Genomic DNA, 23,128 nt, shown 5'->3' with positions numbered 1-23,128 from the left:
ATTATATGAATGGTAAAGTGAGAAATAAAATTTTAAAGATAATGAAAAAGAGTTAGGGACGAACCAATGTCATCTTAACTTAATGACATTGAATAAAAACCTATCTCTTTTGTTATTATCAGTATAAAATTAAGAATGATTTGGTCTGTTTTTGTATGTAGATTTTACACGTCCTTGATGATGCCAAGTTCGACCATCACTACTCGTAGTTGTCCAATAAATGTAGTCTCCTTGTTTAACAGAAGAGTAGGATTTTGAATATCGATAACTGGAATCAGTGTATAAATTACAAGGTAAATTTCCTAAACCATCAGTTCCTTCTTCGATCATAGAAACTGCAACACCTTTTGAATTTGTGTAAATATGCTGATTTGTATCAAGTCCACAATGTTTAGCAACATGATCTACTCCATAATGACCTTTATCCACTTTATTGGCAGAATCTATTGAGCAGGCAACACCCCAGCAAGCGGCTACATACTCATTGGTCATAAATGTTTCTTCAAAAGCCATAGGACGTTCGTATTTTCGTTTCATAAAATTCCCCCTAATGTATTAATTTAGTCGTAATAAGTATACTTCCCCTTAAAATATACAACATCATTATATAAGGAAATTATGATATGAGAAGAGATTACATGTGAACTTAAGATTATTTACTGGTAGATTGCGAAAAAATAAGTATTTTTTTACAAATGATTGAAAAATCCAGGATTTCAGACTATAATAAAGTTAAAATATTAAATCAAAAGATGACGGTTTGTTGAAATATAAGATTATGAAAGGGGAAGTTGTTATGAAGAGAATGTATGAAAAGCCAATGGCTTATGAAGAAGTATTCAAGGCAAACGAATACATAGCTGCTTGTATTACAGGTGTCATTCAGGATATGTATATTGAAATAGCAGATTACGAAAAAAAGATGCCTTTTACAGATGGTTTATTGCATTAAATGGAAGATTCTAGTATAATATAGTCATGAAAAAAGATATTGCAGAATGTGCAATATAAGATGAAGATAGAATTTGTATAGAAGGAAAGGGGAAAAGATTATGAAAAAAAGATATGAAAGACCAAGTGCTTATATAGAAGAATTTACACCGAATGAGTATGTGGCGGCTTGTGGAGAGAGTGGAAAGGTTTATAATTTTCAATGTAATGCAGGAAGGAATGATCGTTATGGTACAGTTTATTTGGAGACAAATGGAAAAGCAGGGTTACAAACAGAAGGGGGAAGAGACTGGGTTAATGGAAAGCCAAAGAAATATTCGGCAGACAAATATTTAACTAGTTTATATCATGCATGTGACACGACACATAAAGCTAATTCAAAGGATGAATTTAGGGATGGATATTATTTGAGAGGAGATACTCTTTTAAATGTTATTGTTTGGAGAGGGGAGGATGGAAATAACGTGCATTGTACAACTAATTTAAATATAAATGAATGGTCAACAGCGAAATCATAAAAAATACAAAAAAGAACCGACCTACCGGTTCTTTTTTATTACAGGGAGAGTGATCATGGACCTATTTGACACTAACACTACCTTCGAACGCCAACTTTTCGCAAAGGCAGCAAGGAACCGTATTCCGCTTTATGGAGTACTGGAGTTATTGCCTCTCTGCAACTTAAACTGTGACATGTGCTACGTCCATTTATCCAAACAAGAAATGCAGTCCCAAGGAAGATTGCGAAGTTTGGATGAATGGATTTCCCTTGCAAAGCAAATGAAAGATGCAGGGACATTGTTCTTGTTGTTAACGGGTGGAGAGCCTTTATTATTCCCTCAATTTAAAGAATTATACTGTGCATTAAAAGATATGGGTATGATCCTTACGCTCAATACCAATGGGACGTTGATCAATGAGGAATGGGCGGAATTTTTTGCGAAGAATAAGCCAAGAAGGATAAATATAACTTTATATGGATCAAAGAATGAGACATACGAGAAGCTATGCCATATGAAGGATGGATTTGACAAAACGATCAGAGGGATTGAATTATTAAAAAAATATAAGATTGATGTCAAGATCAATGGAAGCCTTGTGAAGAAGAATTTTCATGACAGGATGGAAATCATAGATATCGGAGAAAAGTATGATATCCCAGTTCGGATCGATACTTATATGTATCCATCCGTGCGTGAGCGGACAACTCCTTTTAATTTTCATGAGAGATTAAACCCAGAGGATGCTGCAAAGGCAAGGGTTGAAATCTTACACCGGGAAATGGGGGATGAACTTTTTGAGCAATATGCGAAGCAGACCATTTATCTGGCAGAACATACAGAAGAAGGAGATGCCTGTCCTGGGCATATGACATGCCGGGCTGGGCAGAGTTCGTTTGTTATTAATTGGCAAGGTATGATACGTTCATGTGTCGTGTTAGATCAGCCAAGTTATGATGCCTTTGACACAACGGATGATTTTATGACATTGTGGAATAAGATCGTGAAAGAAACAGAAGAGATCAAAACAAGCATGGAATGTAATCAATGTAAATTAAGACATGTATGTAATACATGTGCAGCGGCAGCGATTGCAGAATGTGGAGATTCTGAGGGCGTTTCAAAATATTTATGTGAATATACGAAGGAAACAGTTAGTAATTTAAAAGAGTTTTACTAAGAAGCAAAATATGGAGAAAGAAGTTGCATAAAGGACTTCCTTCTCCATATTTTATAGATAATAAGTTATTCAATATTCTCAAGATACTTCTGAACCATTTCATCCTCGTTCAAATCTATATGCTTCAATACAAAATCATACAAAGGCTGCACAACATCCGCACCTTCTTCTAACTCATCTACAATTTGGTCAAAAGATTTATTTTTATGGATTTTTTTCACGATTAACTTAAGCTTATTTTCGGTTTGTCCTTGTAATCTGCCTTCTAATCGTCCTTCCTGGCGACCTTTTTCCTCTAATGATTGATCTAAATAAACATGTAGTTTTCTTCCAAAGAAAAAAAGTAACCATATATATACTCTTTTCCATTATATTTTGTAATGTTTTTTTCTTTGCCTCTGGAATTAAAAATTTTTCATAAAATAAACTACTCATTGATTCCATCGTCAGTAAATTTCTTGTTTTTTCAATTACATCCTTCAATAATTCGCCATCATCAATCTCTAATATTTCTATATTTCTATATTTTTATATTTCCATTAATAACTTCAAAAATAATTTTCATATTATCACTTCTTGAAGTAGCTTTTTTTGTAGATAATCGCTTATATACAATAGTATCTTCCTGTAACATCTTTTGATAAAATTAACTTATAACGACATACAACAAGAGAATCAAGAATTTTCACCATAAAATCGCTTTCAATGGATAATTGGATTGTTTAAATAACCTGAATCTGTAAGAATACTCTTTAAAATCTTAACTGAAGTCACTATTCCCGATTTTCCCGATCCATTCATTCCGTAAATTCCTTTGATATTATATCCATTCATATCTGGATTTTTAGAAATTGTTTTTTATAAAATGATAGTTTCACATCTTCATCTAATGATTTTATCCCTTTAACTGAATAATTAATCAAATATATAAGTTGCACTTTCTGATTACTTCCTTTTCAATTTAGCTTCCGCCACTTCACACCTTTTACTTCCTCTAATAGATAATCTCTCCGTCCATGATCGTAACCAATACTTTCGTATCTAATATTTCTTTTGGCTTAACCTCGAACAGATTTCTATCTAACACGATCACTTCGGCCAGCATTCCTTCTTTTAATATTTCTGCCATTGTAATCCTTTGATCATCTTTCTTGCTTTGATCTGTATCCGTATGCTAACTAAGATTATAGCTGAATTAATGGTGCATTCTTCCTATGATGTGAAAGAATCCTGCAGAATCTATTTACCAGAGGTTAATGCAGCTCTATCAACACAAGAAGATGAAGAAACAGATTATTCTAAATTTTATCTGTTCTGTAAAAAATATTAATTAACCACAAGAGAACAGGATATCTTAAAACTACTCCTTGATGATATGAACAATACAGAGATCATTGAAACTTTATGTATTTCCGTTGGTACTACAAAAGCTCATATTCATAATATATTTGCAAAAGTTGATATAAAACGTAGACGTGATCTGATGCAGATTTATGAAAAATATACAGCTTCTACTGAAGATGAATAACAATATGTTTTGCATAAAAATAATACCATTCACATTTTTTGTTGAATGGTATTATTTTTATTACTTATGAAGATATTTCTCCTTTGTTGCCATCCCACCCCGGATATGACGTTCCGATTTGTTGATATCAAGCACTTTCCTTGCTTGTCTTGCAAGTGTTTTGTTGATCATCTCTAATCGTTCTGTCACATCCTTATGTACTGTGCTTTTGCTGACTCCAAACTGCTTAGCTGTCTGGCGGACGGTTGCATTGTGCTCGATAATGTAAGTTGCACTTTCAATAACCCGTTCTTCCATGTATTTCTTCAATGGAAAAGCCCCCTGTAAATGTTGTTTTTACAGTTTATGCAGGTTTCTAGAGTTTGATAACGTTAATTATTGGTTGAATATTCGCTAGCGGAAAATAAAAGGAATTTCTTTTTCTATTATTTTGATTTAAAATAGTAGAAAATTCCAATAATGTCCGCCAAAAACCACCCTATCGGCACTGACATCCAGATTCCCTTTAATTCGTTTTTCTTCCTTTGCCCCGTAGTTTTGTGCCACGTAGGTTGAAAATGCATTTCCGAAGTCTTGTACTGGCATGTATGCGAAGGAGTCTATCTTCACTGCGGCGGCAAATGCATTGGCACCTAGGTATCTTCCGACAACCCAGGTGTCTGCTACATTGTACAGCTGTTGTAATAGATTTCCAAACATTAATGGCAGGGCGAAAAGTAATAAATTGACCGTAATCGGTCCTTTTGTTAAATTTCGCTGCATTTTTATTTCCTATCCTAACTTTAAAATCTAGAAATATACCAGTTGTTCTTTTGGTGGTTCTGATTTTTCAATACGGATCGCTGTCAGGATTGGCATTGTCTTATCATATGCTTCGTTGTATTCTGAATGAATCTGTGCTGTTAATGTAACCCATTCATTATTGAGAATTCTCTTTAATGTCTTAGATTTTGTATGATTTAATCTACACAGATATCCGATAAATGTCATATCATCTTCACAGCAAGTCATTGCTTTACGTCCAGGGATGATCATTCCTGGAGGCATCTTAGGACTTCTCTGAACCTGAACTCGCATTTCCACTGTCTTTCCTTCATAAACCTGTGGACGTTCCATAGCATCAATATACCAGATTCCATAATCTTCATCTTCGACTTTGATCACTTCTGCGTTCACATCATATGGAAGAAGTTCATCCTGTTCCATTTCTTTTCCATCGGCACGTTCGAACCCTACCTGTGCTCTTGGATTAACTGCTTTGATACTTCTTCGGAAACTTCCCATATTCGTGTTATCATCACAGCGGTTGAAAATGACAAGATCTGCCATCTTAAACATTTCCATAAATAAAGATTTCATGTTCTTTAGATACATATCAGCTGTGGATGCATCAACCGTTACGATCGCCTGATATAATTCAAGATCTGTCTCATCGATCACATCCATCAGATCATCAATGGAATACATTCCATTGTATTCGATCATAACACGATCTGGATAATAATTTCTCTGACATGCTCTGACAAATTCTTTTGTAAAATCTTCTATTTTTTCAATATTGATCACGAAAGAATTTGTCTTCTCCAGCATTTCTTTGTCATATTCGACTTCTCCTTCTTCAAATGTAAGGATCATTGTTTTCTCGCCGTCATTAAAATAATCCTGGCTTAATGTTTCTTTAATCAATGTGGATTTTCCACTCTCTAAAAATCCCCATACCAGGTATGCCGGTATTTCGTACATCTTTTTTCCTCCTGTTATTTAAAAGAATAAACCTTCTAATTCATCTTCTTTTAATTTAGATCCAATGACACAGATTCTTCCTGTGTAATCCGCACTTCCTTCACGGATTTCATATTCCCCTGGAACAAGGTCAAACTGAACCCATGATCCGTCTTCTGTCTGTAAGATACCTTTGGACCTTAAGATCATGCCATAACTGTCATCTTTAGATAATTTCTGTAAGATTTCTTCCAGTTCTTCTTTCTTATATTTCTTAGGTGTTTCTTTACCCCAGCTTGTAAATACTTCATCTGCATGATGATGGTGGTGATGATGATCATGATCATGGTCATGTCCGCATCCACATCCGCATTCTTCGTCATGATCGTGATGATGATGTTCGTGTTCATGATCGTGTCCGCATCCGCATCCGCATTCTTCGTCATGATCATGATGATGATGCTCATGTTCGTGTTCATGGTCATGATGTCCACCGCATACAGGGCAGATTTCCTCTTCTTCTAATAATTCTTTGGCCATATCATTTCCGTCTTCCATAACTTTTAAGATCTGTTCTCCTGAAAGTTCATCCCATGGTGTTGTGATGATCGCTGCTTTTTCATTATGTTCACGAAGAAGTGCTACGCTTTCATTTAACTTATCTTCTGCTACATCTCCTGTACGGCTTAAAATGATAGATCCTGCATATTCTACCTGATTATTGTAGAACTCACCGAAGTTTTTGATATACATCTTGCATTTCTTTGCATCTGCAACTGTTACAAAACTGTTTAAGTCTAAATCAACATCTTCTGCAACACCCTGTACCGCTTTGATCACATCAGATAATTTACCAACTCCTGATGGTTCAATGATGATACGGTCTGGATCATACTGTGTTACAACTTCTTTTAATGCACTTCCAAAGTCTCCAACTAAGGAACAACAGATACATCCTGAATTCATCTCTGTTACTTCGATTCCTGCATCTTTTAAGAATCCACCATCAATACCGATCTCACCAAATTCATTCTCGATCAGTACGACTTTCTCTCCTTTTAATGCTTCTTTTAATAATTTCTGGATCAGTGTTGTTTTACCTGCCCCTAAAAATCCTGATATAATATCAATCTTTGCCATTTTATATTACCTTCCTTTTGTATTAGTTCGTTCCGTAAGTTCCCTATTATCTTAAGTTCTTATTAGTTAAAGTACTTACGCTCAGTATGTTACTTGCCACCTTAAGTTTTCAGGTACCATGTAAAATACCCCATATAAAGCTATTTTACTACTTCCATCAAATTTGTCAAAACATTCTTTCCGGAGTATAATAAAAACAATTAAAATAGAAGGAGTTATAACACTTATGAGAAAATATTACCCAAATTACTCCATTGGAACCGACGCATATTCCGACATCCCTATGGTATGTGAAAAATACGGAACAAAAGCTGTGATCATCGGTGGAAAGCGTGCTTTAGCCGCTGCCGCTGATCTGATCAAAGAGGCCGTCAAAGACAGCAAGATTACGATTACAGGCGTCTTCGAATATGGTGGTGAAGCAAGCCGTGAGCATATTGATGAATTAAATTCTCATCAAGAAGTCGTTGATGCTGATATGATCTTTGCCTGTGGTGGTGGAAAAGCGATTGATACTTGTAAAGTATTAGCGCAGGAAAGTAAACGCCCATTCTTTACATTTCCAACGATTGCTTCTACTTGTGCTTCCTGCACATCCCTTGGTATCATCTATCACCCAGATGGTTCCCTTCGTGAATATTCTTTTCAGGAAAAACCTTCTGAATGGATCTTTATCAATACACAAGTAATTGCCAATGCGCCTGTAAAATATCTGTGGGCTGGAATTGGTGATACAATGGCGAAATTTTATGAATGTACGACAAGTGCACGTGGTGATGGTGATGAATTAGACCACAGTACTTCTATGGGAGTACAGATCAGTAACCTGTGTGCAAAGCCATTAGTAAAATATGGTGTAGAAGCTTTGGAAGAATGTAAAAATCACAGACCAGGAAAAGCTTTAGAAGAAGTTATTCTTGGAATTATTGTTTCTACTGGCTTTGTATCAAACCTTGTAGGTATTGATCTAAATACGGGCCTTGCACATGCATGCTATAATGGATTTACCGTTTGCAGATCTACCGAAGAACATGGACATCTGCATGGCGAGATCGTTGCTTATTGTATCCTGATCTTATTAAAGGTCGATCATCAGGAAGATGAATTTAAAAAGATCTATGAATTTTCTAAAAATATGGGATTCCCTGTAAAGCTTGCAGATATTCATGCAACGCTTGATGATATGGATGCTGTGATCACAAAGGCTTTGTCTGGAATTGATGTTCGTAAATGGCCTTATGAAGTAACTCCTGATATGATCCTTGATGCTGTAAAAAAAATTGAAGAAGTTTCTTTCTAAAAAATTTAGTGCCTGCTCACTGTTTGTGAACAGGCACTATTAAAATTATTTTACAGTTACTTTTATCATTCTTCTATAAATTTTTTAAAGGGCTTTGGTGTCATAAATGTTCCACTAGCAGTTGCCATGAGCTCTTGTTCTACATATGCTTTTCCAACAAAATTCATGATCGTTTTACCAGCAGACACTGCTTCTGCCTCAATTCTTACAATTGCTCCTGTTGGAATTCCTTTTAAAAATGTTGTAGACAGTTGTACAGTCGGTGCTACACTATAATCTCCTAAACCTGCGGTTAATGTTCCAAATGTAATATCAAACATTCCTACAATTGATCCACCAAACATAATACCAAATGCATTTTCATGAAATTTTGTTGCCTCATAGGTCATTGTAAGACTTTTCGTATCATAATCAAATCCCGTGATCTTTCCTTTTAGTTCCTTAAACACTCCATATGCATTTATCTTTTCTAATTCATTCATTCGTTTTCTGATCTGCTTTTCAAAATTTTCTTTACTCATCTTATTTTTCTCCTGTATCGTACTTTATATTTTGTATATAAACGATATATATGTTTCATTTTCTGTCTGACATTTTATCATATTTTATTCTCTTGATGTATAGAAATTACGATATTCGGTATCCTATAAGAAAAAGGAGTTTTAATTATGGACAATGAAAATTTATTAAACAGTATTTATCAAAACATTGCAATGGTTTTAGAAACAATCCCAGAAATTCGTAAGATCACAACAGATTGTGATTTTAAAGCTCTGATCGTTGGGCAGGAGGAATCATATCAAAATTTATCAGACTCTGTAAAAGACGCTATTACTTCAAATGGAGATTCTACTGAAGAATTAAATGATCTATTAAAAACCTATTCTGAATGGATGACAAAATTAAAAGCCATGAGTGATAAAAATGTCAGCCATCTTGCTGAAATGTGCATTCAGGGATATACGATGGGAATGGTGAAGGCAATCCAAAAAAGTCATCTCTACTGTGACGCTTCAAAAGAAGCAAAACACTTTGGTGAGAAGCTTATTTCCCTTCATGAAAAAAGTATCAATGATTTAAAAAAATATTTGTAATCGTCAAATCATTGTGCTATGATTAATTTTGTTATTGATAGATTTTAATGTTCACGACCGATACGGATGCATTTATTTATTTCTATGAATGCATAAAACAAGTAATGGTTCGTGGACTTTTTCTTTTTTATAAAGAATTTTTATTAAAATGGCTGTCATTAACAGTTACATGTATTTTTTATTAATAAGAAAGTAGAGGTACCCAGATGAGTAATGGTACAGTAAAATGGTTTAATGCAGAAAAAGGTTATGGATTTATTTCACAGGAATCTGGAGATGATGTGTTTGTACATTTTTCTGCAATCCAGGGTGAAGGATTTAAGACTTTAGAAGAAGGACAGCAGGTAAGTTTTGATATTGAAGAAGGACCACGCGGAAAACAGGCATGTAATGTTGTGAAATTTTAATTTGCTGGTTTGATGACGGAAGTTATTGGTGGAATATTATAAAAAGGGTTATCTGTCTGAGTCGAGCGAGAGTGCGTCTCAGACAGATAACCCTTTTTATAATATTCAAATAATTTACGTAATCGAAACCACTAGTGGGTGTGTATGGAAAATGTTACTGGCTTTAAACTGAGGTTTTCTCAGACAGAAGATATATATGAAGTTAGAATGTATTTCAAACATCCCATCAAATCGGTGTTCATAAGTCTCTTTAATCTTCCGTTAACGAATACAAAACTTATCAGCCAATACCCTATAACATACACTCTGTATAGTGATTTCGATAGACTTCAGTTTTATGTGACAGAAATTAACGATCATTGATTGGTGTATATTCTTTCCGTGGTGCCACAGCCTTATAAGCTGGACGAATAATACGATTACCATTCGTCAATTCTTCCATTCGATGTGCAGACCATCCAACGATACGTGCGATTGCAAATAATGGTGTATATAACTGATGTGGTAATCCTAACATGCTGTAGATAAACCCACTATAGAAGTCGATGTTTGCACTGACTCCTTTGTAGATCTTTCTCTTCTCGCCGATGACCTGTTTTGCGAGACGTTCTACAGTTGTATATAAATGATATTCTTCTTCTCTTCCTTTTTCTTCTGAAAGCTGTTTTACAAAGCGTGATAAAATCTTGGAACGTGGGTCAGACAGTGAGTAAACTGCGTGTCCCATACCATAGATCAATCCTGCTTTATCAAATGCTTCTTTATTCAGCAGTTTTAACAAATACTCACGAATTTCATCTTCATTTGACCAATCTTTTACATTAGCTTTCAGGTCGTCAAACATCTGTACAACTTTGATGTTTGCACCACCATGTTTTGGTCCTTTTAATGAGCAAAGAGCCGCTGCGATCGCTGAGTATGTATCGGTTCCTGATGATGATACAACGTGTGTTGTAAATGTAGAGTTGTTACCTCCACCATGCTCTGCGTGAAGTACTAACGCCATATCTAATAATTTTGCTTCCAGTTTTGTGTATTTGCTGTCTGGTCTTAATAAATGCAGGATATTCTCTGCTGTAGACAATTCTGGGGCTGGAAGATGGATGAATAAACTTTCTCCTCTTTCATAATGATTATATGCCTGATATGCGTACACAGAAAGTACTGGGAATAGTGCGATCAACTGGATGCACTGGCGCAGTACATTTGGCAGTGAGATATCGCTTGCATTATCATCATATGAAAATAGTGTTAAGACACTTCGTGCTAATGTATTCATCATGTCACGGCTTGGTGCTTTCATGATGATATCTCTTACGAAGTTTGTAGGAAGCTGTCTGTATTCTCCAAGCATTCCTTCAAACTGTTTAAGCTCATCTTTATTAGGGAGTTCTCCAAACAACAGTAAATATGCTGTCTCTTCGAATCCAAAACGGTCTTCTTCAATAAATCCCTTTACGATATCTTCGATGTCAATTCCCCGATAATATAATTTACCTTCACACGGTACAACTTCACGGTCGATCATTGTATAAGCATTGATCATGGAAATGTCAGTTAATCCTGCAAGGACACCTTCACCGTTACGTTTACGAAGACCTCTTTTGACGTCATATTTTGCAAATAATTCTTCGTCGATCTTCTTATTACATTTCTTAGCCAGTTCTTTAATCTCAGGGGTTACCTCTGAAAACTTGTTCGGCATATCTTTAACCATCGTTTTTTCTCCCTTCTAGCAATTGCTATCGTTTCTAGTTTACATCATGGTATTTTCCAAGGAATTCTCGTGTTCTTTCATTATCAGAACTAAATACCTCATCTGGAGATGCATCTTCAATGATGACTCCTTTATCCATAAAAATGATCCTGTCTGAAATTTCTTTTGCAAAAGCCATCTCATGTGTGACGATCACCATTGTAATATGAAGATCTGTCAGCGATTTGATAACTTTTAATACTTCTCCAGTTAACTCCGGATCGAGTGCAGATGTCGGCTCATCAAAGAATAAGATCTTTGGCTCTAAGGCTAATGCTCTTGCGATCGATACTCGCTGTGACTGTCCACCAGACAATTCACATGGATAAGCATCTGCCTTTGTCTCAAGACCTAATTTCTTTAACAGCTCCATTGCCTTTTCTTCTGCCTGTTTCTTAGGAACTCCTGCAACACATACAGGGGCCTCCATTACATTTCTTAAAACACTATAATGTGGAAACAGATTAAAGTTCTGGAATACAAATCCTGTTTCCATTAAAATTTCTTTCAACACATCTTTGCCTGCGTAAACTGGTGTCCCATTCTTGGTCTCAACCAATGTCTTTCCATCGATTGTGATCGTTCCAGATGTGATCGTCTCTAACTGATTCATACAACGCAGTAATGTTGATTTTCCTGATCCTGATGATCCAATGATCGAAATGATCTCGCCGTCATTGATGTCGAAGGAAATATCTTTCAATACGGTAAGATCTCCGAATTTCTTCTCTAAGTTTTTAACGGATAAAATACTCATCTTCTTTCCCCCTAACGATAATAGTTCATTCTTTTCTCAATAACTGAGAATACTTTCGATACAATGGCATTCATGATCAGGTAGAAAATACCTGCTACAACAAGGTAGATCATTCCACGGCTTCGTGCCATCTGGTTGGTTGCCACAACATAAATCTCCATAACACCGATAACATGAGCTAAGGATGTATCCTTAACCAGTGTCATACACTCACTTCCAAGCGATGGTGTGATGATCTTTACAACCTGCGGCAAAATGATCTTAAAGAATGTCTGTGTCTTATTAAATCCTAATACTTTCGCTGCTTCATACTGACCTTTTGGAATTGCCTGAATACCACTTCGATAAATCTCAGCAAAATATGCTGCGTAATTTAAAGAAAAACCGATAACCGCCGCTGTCATACGATCAAGGCTTAATCCTGCGATATAATATAGTCCAAAATAGAATCCATATAACTGCAGGATCAGTGGTGTTCCTCTCATGATCAATAGGAAAAATCGAATTGGCATCTGAATGATCAGAAGCTTTGACATTCTTCCTTTAGCAATTATCATACCAAGAATCAGTCCAAAAATCAAAGTCAGAAAGAATAAGATCAATGTAGATTGCAGACCATTTTCAATTAATAACTTTACAATTTCTGGAAAACTTTGTGTTCCATCCATAATCTTCTACTCCTATGTTACTTATTTTTATCTATATTTATAAGGGACGGGTTATTTCCTTTATAACGCTTTTACAAATGGAAAAAGGGCTTTAGCACGAAAGCCCTTTCTTCCTTAAAATTTATTTCTTTAATTATTTGATTGTTGTGATGTCATCATCAAACCATTTTTCGCTTATCTTCTTTAATGTACCATCTTTTGCCATTGCTTTTAACTGTTTTACAACTTCGTTGCAAAGTGCTTTGTCATCTTTTCTGAATCCAATGACATATTTTTCTTTTGCTACACTGTCTTCTAATACTTTATATTTACCAGCATCTTTCTTTGTGTAGTATTTTGCAACAACTTCATCCATAACAGCCGCATCTAATCCGTGTCCTAAATCATTTAAAATCTGAACATTGTCTGGTAACAGTTTGATCTTTGAATTCTTTAATTCTTTTACACTATCTGCTGCATCAGCTGCTGTAGATCCTGACTGAATTCCAACTTCTGTATCTTTTGTAATGTCTTTTAAAGATTTGATCTTACTGTTTGCTGGTACGATCAGTACCTGATGGTTATCCATGTAAGATTCTGAACATAACATTTCTTTTGCTCTGGCTTTGCTGTATGTAACACCATTCCATAAACAGTCAACTTTCTCTGTATTAAGTTCCTGTTCTTTGGAATTCCAGTTGATTGGCTGTAATTTTAATTTGATTCCCATTCTCTTTGTTACTTCTTTTGCAAGGTCGATATCAAATCCTACAATATTATCTTTCTTATCTGTAAATCCCATTGGTGGAAAGGATGAATCAAGTCCAAGAACTAATTCTTTCTTAGACTGGACATCTTTCAATGAGTTATCTGTCTTTGTTTTCTCTTCTTTCTTTCCGCATCCTACGAGCATAGATGCTGCAAGTGCGACTGTTAATAACCCGACTAAAAACTTTTTCATAATTTATCGCTCCTTCATACATTTTATTCAATCAGCACGCTACCATGCTAAAGTGTTTGTTTCATAATATCAAAGTTCTTTTCTTTTGTCAATCTGTATCATTTTGTTTTTATTACAATTTTATTACATTTTTATTGAGCTTCCATGAAATTTGTGGTATTCTTAGAAAGTATATAAAAGGAGGATATTATGGTAAATTACAAGAAACTTCTTGCTGCTGCCTTGACAATTGGATGTACAGCAACTACTATTCCTATCCATAATGCAAATGCAGCAACCATGAAGATTGGTTATAACGGTAAAACCCGTTACTATACTGGAACTCAATTAACATTTGACTATAAAAACAAGAAACTTTCCAGCAAATATGCCGGAATACAGATCAGCAATACTAATATGGTACCTTATTATTACTATCTTGTAAAACAGGGGCCAAAAGTAAAACGTTCTTATTCATCAAAGACTGGTAAGATCGTTCTGAAATATGGTAAGAAAACACTGACTGCTTATTCTGGAAAACGTACTTACTATTTAAATGGGGCAAAAAAGACATTTAGTGTTGCACCTACAAAGGTAAAATATTACTCTACTGGAAGCACAATTATCTTAATGCCTGCAAAAGAAACCGTTCAGGGACTGGGAATGACCTACCGATATACATCTTCTTCCCACAGAGTCTCTATGAGCTATTTGACAAACAGCTCAAGTGCGGCAACTACTGCTCAATCAAAACCTGCGGCAACAGGCTCTGCCGCAAAAACTACAACTGTATATACAAATTATGCGAAAACGTTATCCGCATATGTAACAGCTGAAAAGAAACAGCATCCAGCTTATGGCGGCAAGAGTATTTCTACATCTACTTATACAACTTATATCAATCCGGCGAAAGATGCTACACACAATTATCAGTTTCTTCGTCTAAATACATACCGCCCAGTAAATGCTACAGCTTATAACAACTTATTAAACAAAAAATTAAAATCAGGCAGTGTATTAAAGAATAAAGGAAATGTACTGATTGCAGCTGCAAAGAAATACAACATTGATCCTGTATATCTGCTGTGTCAGACAATTCTTGAAACAGGTTATGGACAGAGTGTTTTATCACAAGGTAAATCAGTAACCTCTGTTGTTTCTGGAAAGTCGGTCGTAAAAGACAGCACTGGAAAAGTTACTGGATTTAAAACTGTCAATGGAAAATACATTACTTCAAAAATTTCCAAACAGAAAGTGTATAACTTATATGGTATCAAAGCCTATGACAGTGCTCCTCAGCTTTGCGGATTCAGTTATGCTTACTACCATAAATGGACAAGTGTAGACAAAGCCATTTATGGTGCCGCTCAGTATGTAAGTGAACAGTATATTCATAATAAGGCACATAACCAGAACACTTTATACAAATTCCGCTATCATCCAAATAGTTCAAATCTGTGGCATGAATATGCAACCGACCCTGCTTATGCGAAACAGATCGGATATATCATGTATAGTCAATTTAGATCTGTTTATGCTTCTAATGCTACGTTTACATATGATAAACCGAAATTTAAATAAATTTTAATTGTGTGGTGGTTGGCCAACTGTAAATTTCGAGTATATGATAAAAAATAAATAAGCAACTGAACGCGATGCATTGGAATTTTGTTCAAAATATGGCAAAATTCCAATGCATCGCGTCAAATCAGTATTTTACTTACATAATTCAAGTACTGCCTTCGCTGCCTCTTCGTCTGTGATCAGTGTGTTAATATATCCGCCTCTCACAGCTCCAAGAATTGCTTCGGCTTTCATCTCAAGTCCTGCGACACAGATGACATTCTCTGTGTTTTTAATATCTTCGATTCCAAGTCCGATCATCTTATTGACAAATGGGGTTACGACTTCATTACCTTCCATATCATAGAAATGTCCTCCGATATGTCCGATCGCACCTTTCTTCTCAAGATTATATAAATCTCTTGTACTTAAATATGATTTCCAACTCTTATAAACAATGGAACCAACACTTGTAAGAATGATATCTGCATTCTTTGCTAATTCAAGACATCCTTTGATGTTTGGTTCTTGTTCAAGACTATCTCTGACTTCTTCTGAGTTTACGAACAATGGTGCGTAAATATAATGATATGTTCCACCATATGCATAAGCAAGTTCTTTGGAAAGATCCAAGGAATCTCTCTCTGGTGTTCTTACATTCGCTGCTCCCATGATCGGTACAACTGTGATTGGAATATTCTTGCTGGTCTTTACTGCTTTGACTGTATGATACATAGTATTTCCCCATGAAATTCCAAGAATCATATTGTCATTTAACAGATTATCAAGATAATAAGCCGCTACTTCTCCAAGTTTCTGCAGAACCATCGTGTCATTGCTTTCTTTTGTTGAGATCACTCGTACATCTTTGAGTGCGAATCTTCTCATAAATTCCTGTTCCAGCTCTATATTACGATCCCATGGCTCTAAAATCTTGATTTCTACGATTCCAAGTTGTCTTGCCTCTTTTAACATTCTTGAAATCTTAGAACGTGAGGTAAAAAAACGTTCCGCAATCTGATTCTGAGTCATTTCCGCATTATAATAGAGGTTTGCAACACTGGCAAGCATGTTGCGCTTTTCGTTATCACTAAGTGAATCATATTCCTTCATTGTTTTCCACCTCCCATTCTTTATCCAAAGCATTTTTATTATACCGCATTGGTTAATTTGCGTCCAGTATACAATATCTCTATTTTTCTACTTTATACAATGCAATTTCATCAATTTCTCTGTTTGCAGACAAAATATAATCTTCTCCATTGTTTGTGTAATGAAGTACGTTTGCTGGTCCTACATCACTGTCTAAAAGGTCAGCTGTAAATATTAATTTTTCAGCATCTGTGCATCTGAAGAATAAGAGATTTCTCTCACCTTTTCTGTGTCCAATCAAAACTCCGTTCACACCATTGATCTCTCCACCCCAGATTCCATGAGCGAATTCAGCTTCTTTTTCATAAGTATAAATTTTCTTAAATTCATCATCTGTTTTCTTGAAAATGCTGATCTTTTCTCCGTGGAATGGTGAGATTGTTAACATTTCTAACTCACCATCGTTGTCGAAGTCTGCAAATGCCATATCACTGCTTGCTTCATCTAAGACCTGTTTAATCTCCCATGTTCCTTCTGCAGATTCTGGTGGTGTGCATTCAAAGACACCTTCATTTGCTGCAACATAAGATCTTAAAACACCATCAACTTCTGCTTTGCAGTATCCATGATTCTTTAATAAACCTTCTTTTAATACTTCAAATTGTAATGGATGTTCTTCATCAACGGTACTTAAATCTTCTGGAAGAACACATACCTGAATCTTTCCTGGACTTCTCCAGTCTTCTTTGTATTCATGTCCAGATTTTAGGGTACCTGCGATCACATAGTTTACTCCATTTCTTGAAATAATGTCAAAACGATGTACAAATGGAAGTTCTGCCAGTGTTCTTACTTTCCATTCTCCATCTTCTGGGTAAGCTAAGATGATCTTTGCTTCTTTGGAATCATTTGGAGAGTAAAATTTATGTGTTGCTAAAAACTGTCCGTCGGAACCAGGGACCTGAACCATTGACATGGTTCCTCCCGGTCCTTCCCAGATGACTTCTTCCTGATTTCCCTCAAGGTCATATAAACGGCACTGATTTACTTTTTCTGCTGCTACGAGCATATGTTTCTTTCCTTTGTAAGTTAAAGGTGCAACAGAATAGCATTTTTCCAAGTTTCCGATAACTTTCTTTGATACTTTCATTATGCCACCTTCTTCCTATAAGCAAGAACGGAATGGGATATTCTGTGGTGCTTCAAAGCAATCTTCGAATCCTCTTCTGTGATGATAGTAAATTTTGTCTTTGTCTGCTGGATATGTGTATTTTCCTCCAACTTGCCAGAAGAATGGATGGAATTTATATTCGTTACGATCTTTCTTGAAGTTGTATAATACTTTGATCTCAGCACAGTCAGCCTGGAAGTTTGTCCATACATCCCAGTGAATAGGTACAACAACTTTGCACTGTAAGTTTTCTGCCATACGAAGAATATCTACAGATGTCATCTTATCCTGCATACCGATTGGGTTTTCTCCGAAAGATCCAAATGCTACGTCTACATCGTAATCTTTTCCATGTTTTGCAAAGTAGATAGAGAAGTGAGAATCTCCAGAATGATAGATATTTCCACCTGGTGTCTTAACTAAGTAGTTAACTGCTTTGTCATCCATGTCTGTTGGGCATACACCTGTTAATTCTTCTCTGTCTGGACCTGTAGAGTCTGTTGTTACGATACATGTTCTATCAAAGGAATCTAACGCGATGATCTCGATATCTTTGATCTTAATGGAATCTCCAGGTTTTACTGTGATGCAACGATCTGCTGGAACTCCCCATTTCTGCCATAATTCTACGGATTTTTTAGGTCCGATGAATGGTACTGGAATCTCTTTTCCATTTTCATCAGTTGTTGTCATTCCACTGTTGATCACGTGTGCTGCCCATTCTGCAGACATATGATCCTGATGATAATGTGTTGCTAATACTGCATCAACTTTCTTAAATGCAAATGGATCAATTACAAATGGCACATTACGAAGGTTCGGCTGCATTGCACGTCCACCACACATATTTGCCATCTGATGTCCGACTTTCATTTTTCCATCACCATGTGTACGTTTACCATTTCCACACCATAAGTCGATGGTAATGTTTGTGTCAGCTGGTGTTTTAAACCATACACCTGTACATCCAAGCCACCACATTGCTACATTTCCTGGTGCTACAACTTCATTTTCAATATCTTCAACTAACCATGTTCCCCACTCTGGGAATGTACTTTCGATCCAGCTTTCTCTTGTCATTTCACTAATTTTACTCATAACTTTGATCTCCTTTTCTATCCAAAATGCTCTATCTCTATATCCTATAAGTCATTTCCGTAATAAGCGTTTTCTCCATGTTTTCTGAAGAAATGTTTGTCCTGTAATACCTGTGGTGCTTCTTCAATATCTTTTTTCAGATGTTCACAGCGATATGCCATTTTAGCTACTTCTTCCATAACAACTGCATTGTGAACTGCTTCTGCTGCATCAGCTCCCCATGAAAATGGTCCATGGTTTGTGCATAAAACACCTGGTACATATACTGGATTCTTATCTTTAAATGTTTCTGCGATCACAATCCCTGTATTCTTTTCATATTCTCCATTGATCTCATCGGCTGTTAAAGCTCTTGCACATGGAATATCTCCGAAGAAATAATCTGCATGTGTTGTTCCATAACATGGAATGCTTCTTCCTGCCTGTGCCCAGGATGTTGCCCATGGAGAATGTGTATGAACGATTCCCCCAACTTCTGGAAACGCTTTGTAAAGTTTAACGTGAGTTGGTGTATCTGAAGAAGGATTTAAGTCACCCTCAACTTTTTCTCCATTTAAATCTACGACAACTAACATATCTGGTGTTAGTTTTTCATAGTCTACACCACTTGGCTTAATGACAAACAAACCACGTTCTCTATCGATTCCACTGACATTTCCCCATGTATAAGTTACCAGTCCTTTTGCCGGTAATTCCATATTTGCTTCATATACTTGCTGTTTTAATTCATCAAGCATCTTCTTAACTCCTTCCTTACTTTCCTGCATTTCCAAATATTTTTTGTAATTCTTTTCCAACACCGTCCTGATCATTGTTTCCTGCAGCTCTGTCTGCTGCTTCTTTCACAACATCATCTGCATTTTCCATTGCGATTCCTAGTCCAACCAGTTTTAGCATTTCCATATCATTGACTTCATCACCAAATGCGATGATATCTTCGGTAGAAATATCTAATATCCGTGCAAGCTCTTTGATTGCCTCTGCTTTAGAAACACCTCTTGCCTTAATTGCAAGAACCCTTTTCCCAGAACGGATGGCATCTGCATCCGTTTCTTTTTTGACCACTTCGGCTACTTCATCTAAATATTTTGTATCATTATGACTTGCAACGATCTTGTAAACAATATGATTATTTACATATTCATTTAAGTCATCAACGATCTGCATTGGTATCTGTTCATCTCCCTCTACTGTCTTATTAAACTTCTGATGTATCAGAAATCTTTCATTTTGAGGATCGTCAGAAACTAGTTCATCTTTTGCAAAGACATAATACTGTAAACCATATTTTTCACAGATTTTAAATGCCTTGTGACAGATTTCACTGCTTAAATAATTTTCATACAGTGTCTCTCCTGTTCTGATGTTTCGAATGGCAGCTCCGTCACATCCGATCACGATGTTGGTATTCTTCAGTTGTTTTGTATATGCTTTTGTCATAACATCAGATCTTCCTGTTGCCATAACAAACTCTACATCATGATTACTAAGTTTCATAATTGCTTTCGCATTTCCGTCAGAAACCTGTTTTTTGCTGTTTAGCAGTGTCCCATCAAGATCCGTTACCACCATTCGATACATAATTTCCTCCTTATGCAGGAACTTTGAGCCCTGCCTGTTCCATCTTATCTTCTACAAACAGACGAGCCTGTTTGATAACTTCTACAGCTTCTTCCATTGTTTGTTTCTTAGAATTATCTGCCCACATTTCAATCAGGAACATTCCTGTATAATTCAGATCCTTTAATTTCTTAAAGATATCTGTGAATCTTACCGTTCCTTCTCCAAATGGTACACATTTGAATACTCCAGGATTTGTCTCTTTGACGTGGATCGCTACTGTTTCACCAATTCCAAGCTCAAATTCGCTTTCAACATCCGCAGAGAACTGTGTCAGATTTCCCATATCTGGATAAATCTTGAAGTATGGAGAACGAATTTCTTTGATATAGTGCATTGCACGAAGAATTGTTCCAACAAATGGTGTGTCCATGATCTCCATTGCAAGGATCTCTCCTGCATGGCTTGCCATTTCTACTGACTTTTTCATTCCTTCTAAGAATAATGCTTTTGTTTCATCATCGGATTCTTCATAATACACATCATAGGTTGCAAGCTGAATCACTCTGATTCCTAATTTCTGTGACAGAAGAATTGCTTTCTCCATGATCTCAAATGCCTTGTCTCTTGTTTCTTTGTTCTTGCTTCCAAACGGGAATCTTCTGTGACCGCTTAAGCACATGCTTGGAATGATGATTCCTGTCTCTTTCATATAAGAACGAATTTCTTCGATCTGCTCATCACTCCAGTCAAGTCTTGCTAATCTCTCATCAGATTCATCGATGGAAATCTCGATATAATCAAATCCTGCCTGCTTTGCAGCCTGCATTTTTTCAAGCCATGTAAAATCATTTGGAAGAGCTTTTTCATAAATTCCTAATGGCCTTTTTTTGATATCGTACATCTATCTCACCCCGGTTTATTCTGCAGGCATATCTAATGCTTCTCTGATCTTTGCTTCGATTTCTTTTTCTGATAATAGGTTCTTAAGTCCTATAACTTTTGTATCTTTTCCTACTCTGAACTGTGATGTAAATGTTTCAGATACGAAGATCATATCGTAGTTATTTGCTACACCTTTTGCTTCTCCAACACTCATATGTCCGATTTCTGCGTCGATTCCTAATCTTTTGAACACTTTATTGATTTTCATTTTGATCATCTGGCTTGATCCCATTCCATTTCCACATGCTGCGATTGCTTTGATTTTCATAATAAATACCTCCTGAATTTGGCTGATTGTTTGTTGTTTAAATATATTTTGTTATCTAATTTTGATTTCTAGTAGTCTTCGTCTTCCTGACCTACTGTGAAATATTTCTCTTTATCAGATTTTGCATACTGAATCTGAGGAATGACTAACATTGCTAATACACAAATGATAACTCCAGGTACCTTTAAGTACTTCACAACATAAGAGATTACAAGGAAAATTGTTGAGAAGTCGAAGTTTCCATGCCATCCTCCGAATGCTACTAACTGTAAGACATATGCACAAACGGCTCCGCCTAATACCTGAATGATTCCACTGATAAATGGTAAGATCATAGCTGCTTTAACTCCACCTCTGTGGTTTGCGTATACTGCGATACTTGCGTTATCAAAGAACAGTGGTACGAATCCTGCGATGATCATTACTGGTGAGTGGAATATCAATAGTCCTGCGATTGCTAAGAACTGTCCAAGTGCTCCACAGAAGAAACCAACTGTTACTGCGTTTGCTGGTGCGAATCCATAAGCTACGGCACAGTCTACTGCTGGGATTGCTCCTGGAAGCAGCTTGTCTGAAATACCTTTGAATGATTCTGTAAGTTCTGCTACGAACATACGAACACCTGCCTGTAATACATTTAAGTAAACGGTAAAGCTTAATGCTTTAGAGAAGATATAGAATCCAAATGCTGTTGTCTGTGAGAATGTCTCATCTAAGCTTCTCATGAAGTCTTCACCAAGTACTAACATGATGATTCCGAAGAATACGAACATTAATACTGATGTGGATACTACGTTGTCACTGAACATCTGTAAGAATCCTGGAAGTTTGATATTCTCGATAGAATCCTCTTTTTTACCGATCTTTGGTGCGATCTTATCAGCTAACCAAATTGCAAACATCTGCTGATGTCCGATTGCGAATCCACCTTCACCATCTGTTAAACGATCTGTTGGTTCAACAGTTAAGTTAGAGAATACTGCCTGGTATGTACCGACTAAGATTCCGACTGCTACGGCTCCCCAGATACTACGAAGTCCTGGAATGAATAAGAATATGATCCATGTTACTGTTGTTGCCTGCTGTACCATGATATGTCCAGTTAACAGTAATGTACGAAGTTTTGTAGCTTTACGGAAGATCAATAAGATGATGTTCCAGATAAATGCCATTAACAATGATGTCATTGTCCATGCTGCGGATAATCCAATGTTTTCAAGTGCTGCGTTAACTGCGTTTAATCCAAAATACGGGTCAATTACTACCGCATTCAAATGGAACTTCTGGTTCAATCCTGCAAGGATTGGTCGGAATGTGTTGATCAGTCCGGCAGAACCTACGTTTAAGATCATGTAACCTACAACTGCTTTTAAGAAACCTGCTAATGTTTCATACCATTTTCTTCCTAATAAAATGTATCCAACTAAGACGATCAGTCCTACGAAGAACTCCGCTTTTGTTAAAATGTTATTGGATACAAAAGTAAATACTGTGTTTAATATTTCCATC

Annotated in this window: 25 protein-coding genes and 2 pseudogenes; 8 read left to right on the top strand and 19 right to left on the bottom strand. The window is 36.2% G+C overall.

The window, feature by feature from the left end; all coding sequences use genetic code 11:
- Nucleotides 1-129: 129 nt before the first annotated feature.
- Entirely contained in the window at nt 130-537 is a 408-nt protein-coding gene (locus tag OCV53_RS03315) for a hypothetical protein (protein WP_055196569.1), read from the bottom strand.
- 259 nt (nt 538-796) lie between these two features.
- Between OCV53_RS03315 and OCV53_RS03310 the strand changes: the two genes are divergently transcribed.
- The 3 genes from OCV53_RS03310 to OCV53_RS03300 all read left to right on the top strand — a co-directional run bounded on the left by OCV53_RS03310 (nt 797) and on the right by OCV53_RS03300 (nt 2,631).
- Nucleotides 797-952: a hypothetical protein gene (locus OCV53_RS03310; protein WP_155492454.1), complete on the top strand. Its 156-nt coding sequence runs from the start codon at nt 797-799 to the stop codon at nt 950-952.
- Between the two features lie 100 nt (nt 953-1,052).
- On the top strand, nt 1,053-1,469 hold the full coding sequence (locus tag OCV53_RS03305; protein ID WP_055196568.1) for a hypothetical protein: 417 nt from the start codon (nt 1,053-1,055) through the stop codon (nt 1,467-1,469).
- A gap of 55 nt (nt 1,470-1,524) precedes the next feature.
- Nucleotides 1,525-2,631, top strand: a complete 1,107-nt coding sequence (locus tag OCV53_RS03300) for a radical SAM/SPASM domain-containing protein (RefSeq protein WP_022374206.1) — start codon at nt 1,525-1,527, stop codon at nt 2,629-2,631.
- A 994-nt stretch (nt 2,632-3,625) separates the two neighbouring features.
- On the opposite strand, the gene OCV53_RS03295 is transcribed toward OCV53_RS03300, so the two are convergent.
- Nucleotides 3,626-3,760 (bottom strand): hypothetical protein, encoded by a 135-nt coding sequence (locus tag OCV53_RS03295; RefSeq protein ID WP_022374205.1) that lies wholly within the window; start codon nt 3,758-3,760, stop codon nt 3,626-3,628.
- Nucleotides 3,761-3,973: 213 nt separating this feature from the next.
- Here OCV53_RS03295 and OCV53_RS03290 point away from each other — a divergent pair.
- Nucleotides 3,974-4,159 (top strand): annotated as a pseudogene (locus OCV53_RS03290) (helix-turn-helix domain-containing protein); the annotation flags it as partial.
- 60 nt (nt 4,160-4,219) lie between these two features.
- Here OCV53_RS03290 and spoIIID read toward each other — a convergent pair.
- The 4 genes and pseudogenes from spoIIID to OCV53_RS03270 form a co-directional block, all read right to left on the bottom strand.
- Nucleotides 4,220-4,468, bottom strand: coding sequence for a sporulation transcriptional regulator SpoIIID (gene spoIIID / locus OCV53_RS03285; RefSeq protein WP_022374204.1), 249 nt, complete (start codon nt 4,466-4,468; stop codon nt 4,220-4,222).
- 195 nt (nt 4,469-4,663) lie between these two features.
- Nucleotides 4,664-4,846 (bottom strand): annotated as a pseudogene (locus tag OCV53_RS12510) (MATE family efflux transporter); the annotation flags it as partial.
- A gap of 102 nt (nt 4,847-4,948) precedes the next feature.
- Nucleotides 4,949-5,902: a TIGR03943 family putative permease subunit gene (locus OCV53_RS03275; RefSeq protein WP_022374202.1), complete on the bottom strand. Its 954-nt coding sequence runs from the start codon at nt 5,900-5,902 to the stop codon at nt 4,949-4,951.
- Between the two features lie 18 nt (nt 5,903-5,920).
- Nucleotides 5,921-7,021: a GTP-binding protein gene (locus OCV53_RS03270; protein WP_022374201.1), complete on the bottom strand. Its 1,101-nt coding sequence runs from the start codon at nt 7,019-7,021 to the stop codon at nt 5,921-5,923.
- A 226-nt stretch (nt 7,022-7,247) separates the two neighbouring features.
- Here OCV53_RS03270 and OCV53_RS03265 point away from each other — a divergent pair, with 226 nt between their 5' ends.
- Nucleotides 7,248-8,321 carry an iron-containing alcohol dehydrogenase family protein gene (locus tag OCV53_RS03265; RefSeq protein ID WP_022374200.1) on the top strand — a complete coding sequence of 358 codons (1,074 nt, stop codon included), beginning with the start codon at nt 7,248-7,250 and terminating at the stop codon, nt 8,319-8,321.
- Between the two features lie 65 nt (nt 8,322-8,386).
- Here OCV53_RS03265 and OCV53_RS03260 read toward each other — a convergent pair whose 3' ends face one another.
- A complete protein-coding gene (locus tag OCV53_RS03260) occupies nt 8,387-8,842 on the bottom strand; it encodes a PaaI family thioesterase (RefSeq protein WP_022374199.1) in 456 nt (151 codons plus the stop codon).
- Nucleotides 8,843-8,989: 147 nt separating this feature from the next.
- Between OCV53_RS03260 and OCV53_RS03255 the strand changes: the two genes are divergently transcribed.
- On the top strand, nt 8,990-9,415 hold the full coding sequence (locus OCV53_RS03255; RefSeq protein WP_022374198.1) for a hypothetical protein: 426 nt from the start codon (nt 8,990-8,992) through the stop codon (nt 9,413-9,415).
- Between the two features lie 206 nt (nt 9,416-9,621).
- A complete protein-coding gene (locus tag OCV53_RS03250) occupies nt 9,622-9,822 on the top strand; it encodes a cold-shock protein (RefSeq protein ID WP_022374197.1) in 201 nt (66 codons plus the stop codon).
- Between the two features lie 349 nt (nt 9,823-10,171).
- Here the strand turns inward: OCV53_RS03250 and OCV53_RS03245 are convergent, their stop codons facing one another.
- From OCV53_RS03245 to OCV53_RS03230, 4 genes are all read right to left on the bottom strand, one after another.
- Nucleotides 10,172-11,539 (bottom strand): citrate/2-methylcitrate synthase, encoded by a 1,368-nt coding sequence (locus OCV53_RS03245; protein ID WP_055196567.1) that lies wholly within the window; start codon nt 11,537-11,539, stop codon nt 10,172-10,174.
- A gap of 34 nt (nt 11,540-11,573) precedes the next feature.
- A complete protein-coding gene (locus tag OCV53_RS03240; RefSeq protein WP_055196566.1) occupies nt 11,574-12,335 on the bottom strand; it encodes an amino acid ABC transporter ATP-binding protein in 762 nt (253 codons plus the stop codon).
- 11 nt (nt 12,336-12,346) lie between these two features.
- A complete protein-coding gene (locus OCV53_RS03235; RefSeq protein ID WP_022375369.1) occupies nt 12,347-13,003 on the bottom strand; it encodes an amino acid ABC transporter permease in 657 nt (218 codons plus the stop codon).
- Between the two features lie 133 nt (nt 13,004-13,136).
- A complete protein-coding gene (locus OCV53_RS03230) occupies nt 13,137-13,943 on the bottom strand; it encodes an amino acid ABC transporter substrate-binding protein (protein WP_055196565.1) in 807 nt (268 codons plus the stop codon).
- A 189-nt stretch (nt 13,944-14,132) separates the two neighbouring features.
- On the opposite strand from OCV53_RS03230, the gene OCV53_RS03225 reads away from it, so the two are divergent.
- The gene (locus OCV53_RS03225; protein WP_055196564.1) at nt 14,133-15,503 is read left to right on the top strand and encodes an N-acetylglucosaminidase; all 1,371 of its coding nucleotides are present in this window, start codon (nt 14,133-14,135) and stop codon (nt 15,501-15,503) included.
- Between the two features lie 135 nt (nt 15,504-15,638).
- On the opposite strand, the gene OCV53_RS03220 is transcribed toward OCV53_RS03225, so the two are convergent.
- The 8 genes from OCV53_RS03220 to OCV53_RS03185 form a co-directional block, all read right to left on the bottom strand.
- On the bottom strand, nt 15,639-16,598 hold the full coding sequence (locus tag OCV53_RS03220; RefSeq protein ID WP_070097213.1) for a sugar-binding transcriptional regulator: 960 nt from the start codon (nt 16,596-16,598) through the stop codon (nt 15,639-15,641).
- A 79-nt stretch (nt 16,599-16,677) separates the two neighbouring features.
- Entirely contained in the window at nt 16,678-17,727 is a 1,050-nt protein-coding gene (locus OCV53_RS03215; RefSeq protein ID WP_055196562.1) for a hypothetical protein, read from the bottom strand.
- 15 nt (nt 17,728-17,742) lie between these two features.
- Nucleotides 17,743-18,846, bottom strand: a complete 1,104-nt coding sequence (gene ulaG, locus OCV53_RS03210; RefSeq protein ID WP_055196561.1) for an L-ascorbate 6-phosphate lactonase — start codon at nt 18,844-18,846, stop codon at nt 17,743-17,745.
- Between the two features lie 44 nt (nt 18,847-18,890).
- Entirely contained in the window at nt 18,891-19,583 is a 693-nt protein-coding gene (locus OCV53_RS03205) for an L-ribulose-5-phosphate 4-epimerase (RefSeq protein WP_055196722.1), read from the bottom strand.
- 16 nt (nt 19,584-19,599) lie between these two features.
- Nucleotides 19,600-20,427: a Cof-type HAD-IIB family hydrolase gene (locus tag OCV53_RS03200; RefSeq protein ID WP_055196560.1), complete on the bottom strand. Its 828-nt coding sequence runs from the start codon at nt 20,425-20,427 to the stop codon at nt 19,600-19,602.
- Nucleotides 20,428-20,437: 10 nt separating this feature from the next.
- Nucleotides 20,438-21,310 (bottom strand): L-ribulose-5-phosphate 3-epimerase, encoded by an 873-nt coding sequence (locus OCV53_RS03195; protein ID WP_055196559.1) that lies wholly within the window; start codon nt 21,308-21,310, stop codon nt 20,438-20,440.
- Between the two features lie 15 nt (nt 21,311-21,325).
- Complete coding sequence (locus tag OCV53_RS03190; protein ID WP_055196558.1) at nt 21,326-21,619, bottom strand: PTS sugar transporter subunit IIB; 294 nt, start codon at nt 21,617-21,619, stop codon at nt 21,326-21,328.
- A 68-nt stretch (nt 21,620-21,687) separates the two neighbouring features.
- On the bottom strand, nt 21,688-23,127 hold the full coding sequence (locus OCV53_RS03185) for a PTS ascorbate transporter subunit IIC (RefSeq protein WP_055196557.1): 1,440 nt from the start codon (nt 23,125-23,127) through the stop codon (nt 21,688-21,690).
- Nucleotide 23,128 lies beyond the last annotated feature (1 nt).

The organism is Anaerostipes amylophilus (assembly GCF_025567365.1).
In the GTDB taxonomy this organism is placed as follows: Bacteria; Bacillota; Clostridia; order Lachnospirales; family Lachnospiraceae; genus Anaerostipes; species Anaerostipes amylophilus.
The sequence above is the reverse complement of the archived record's forward strand: the minus strand, read 5'-3'. Positions and strand labels throughout refer to the sequence as shown.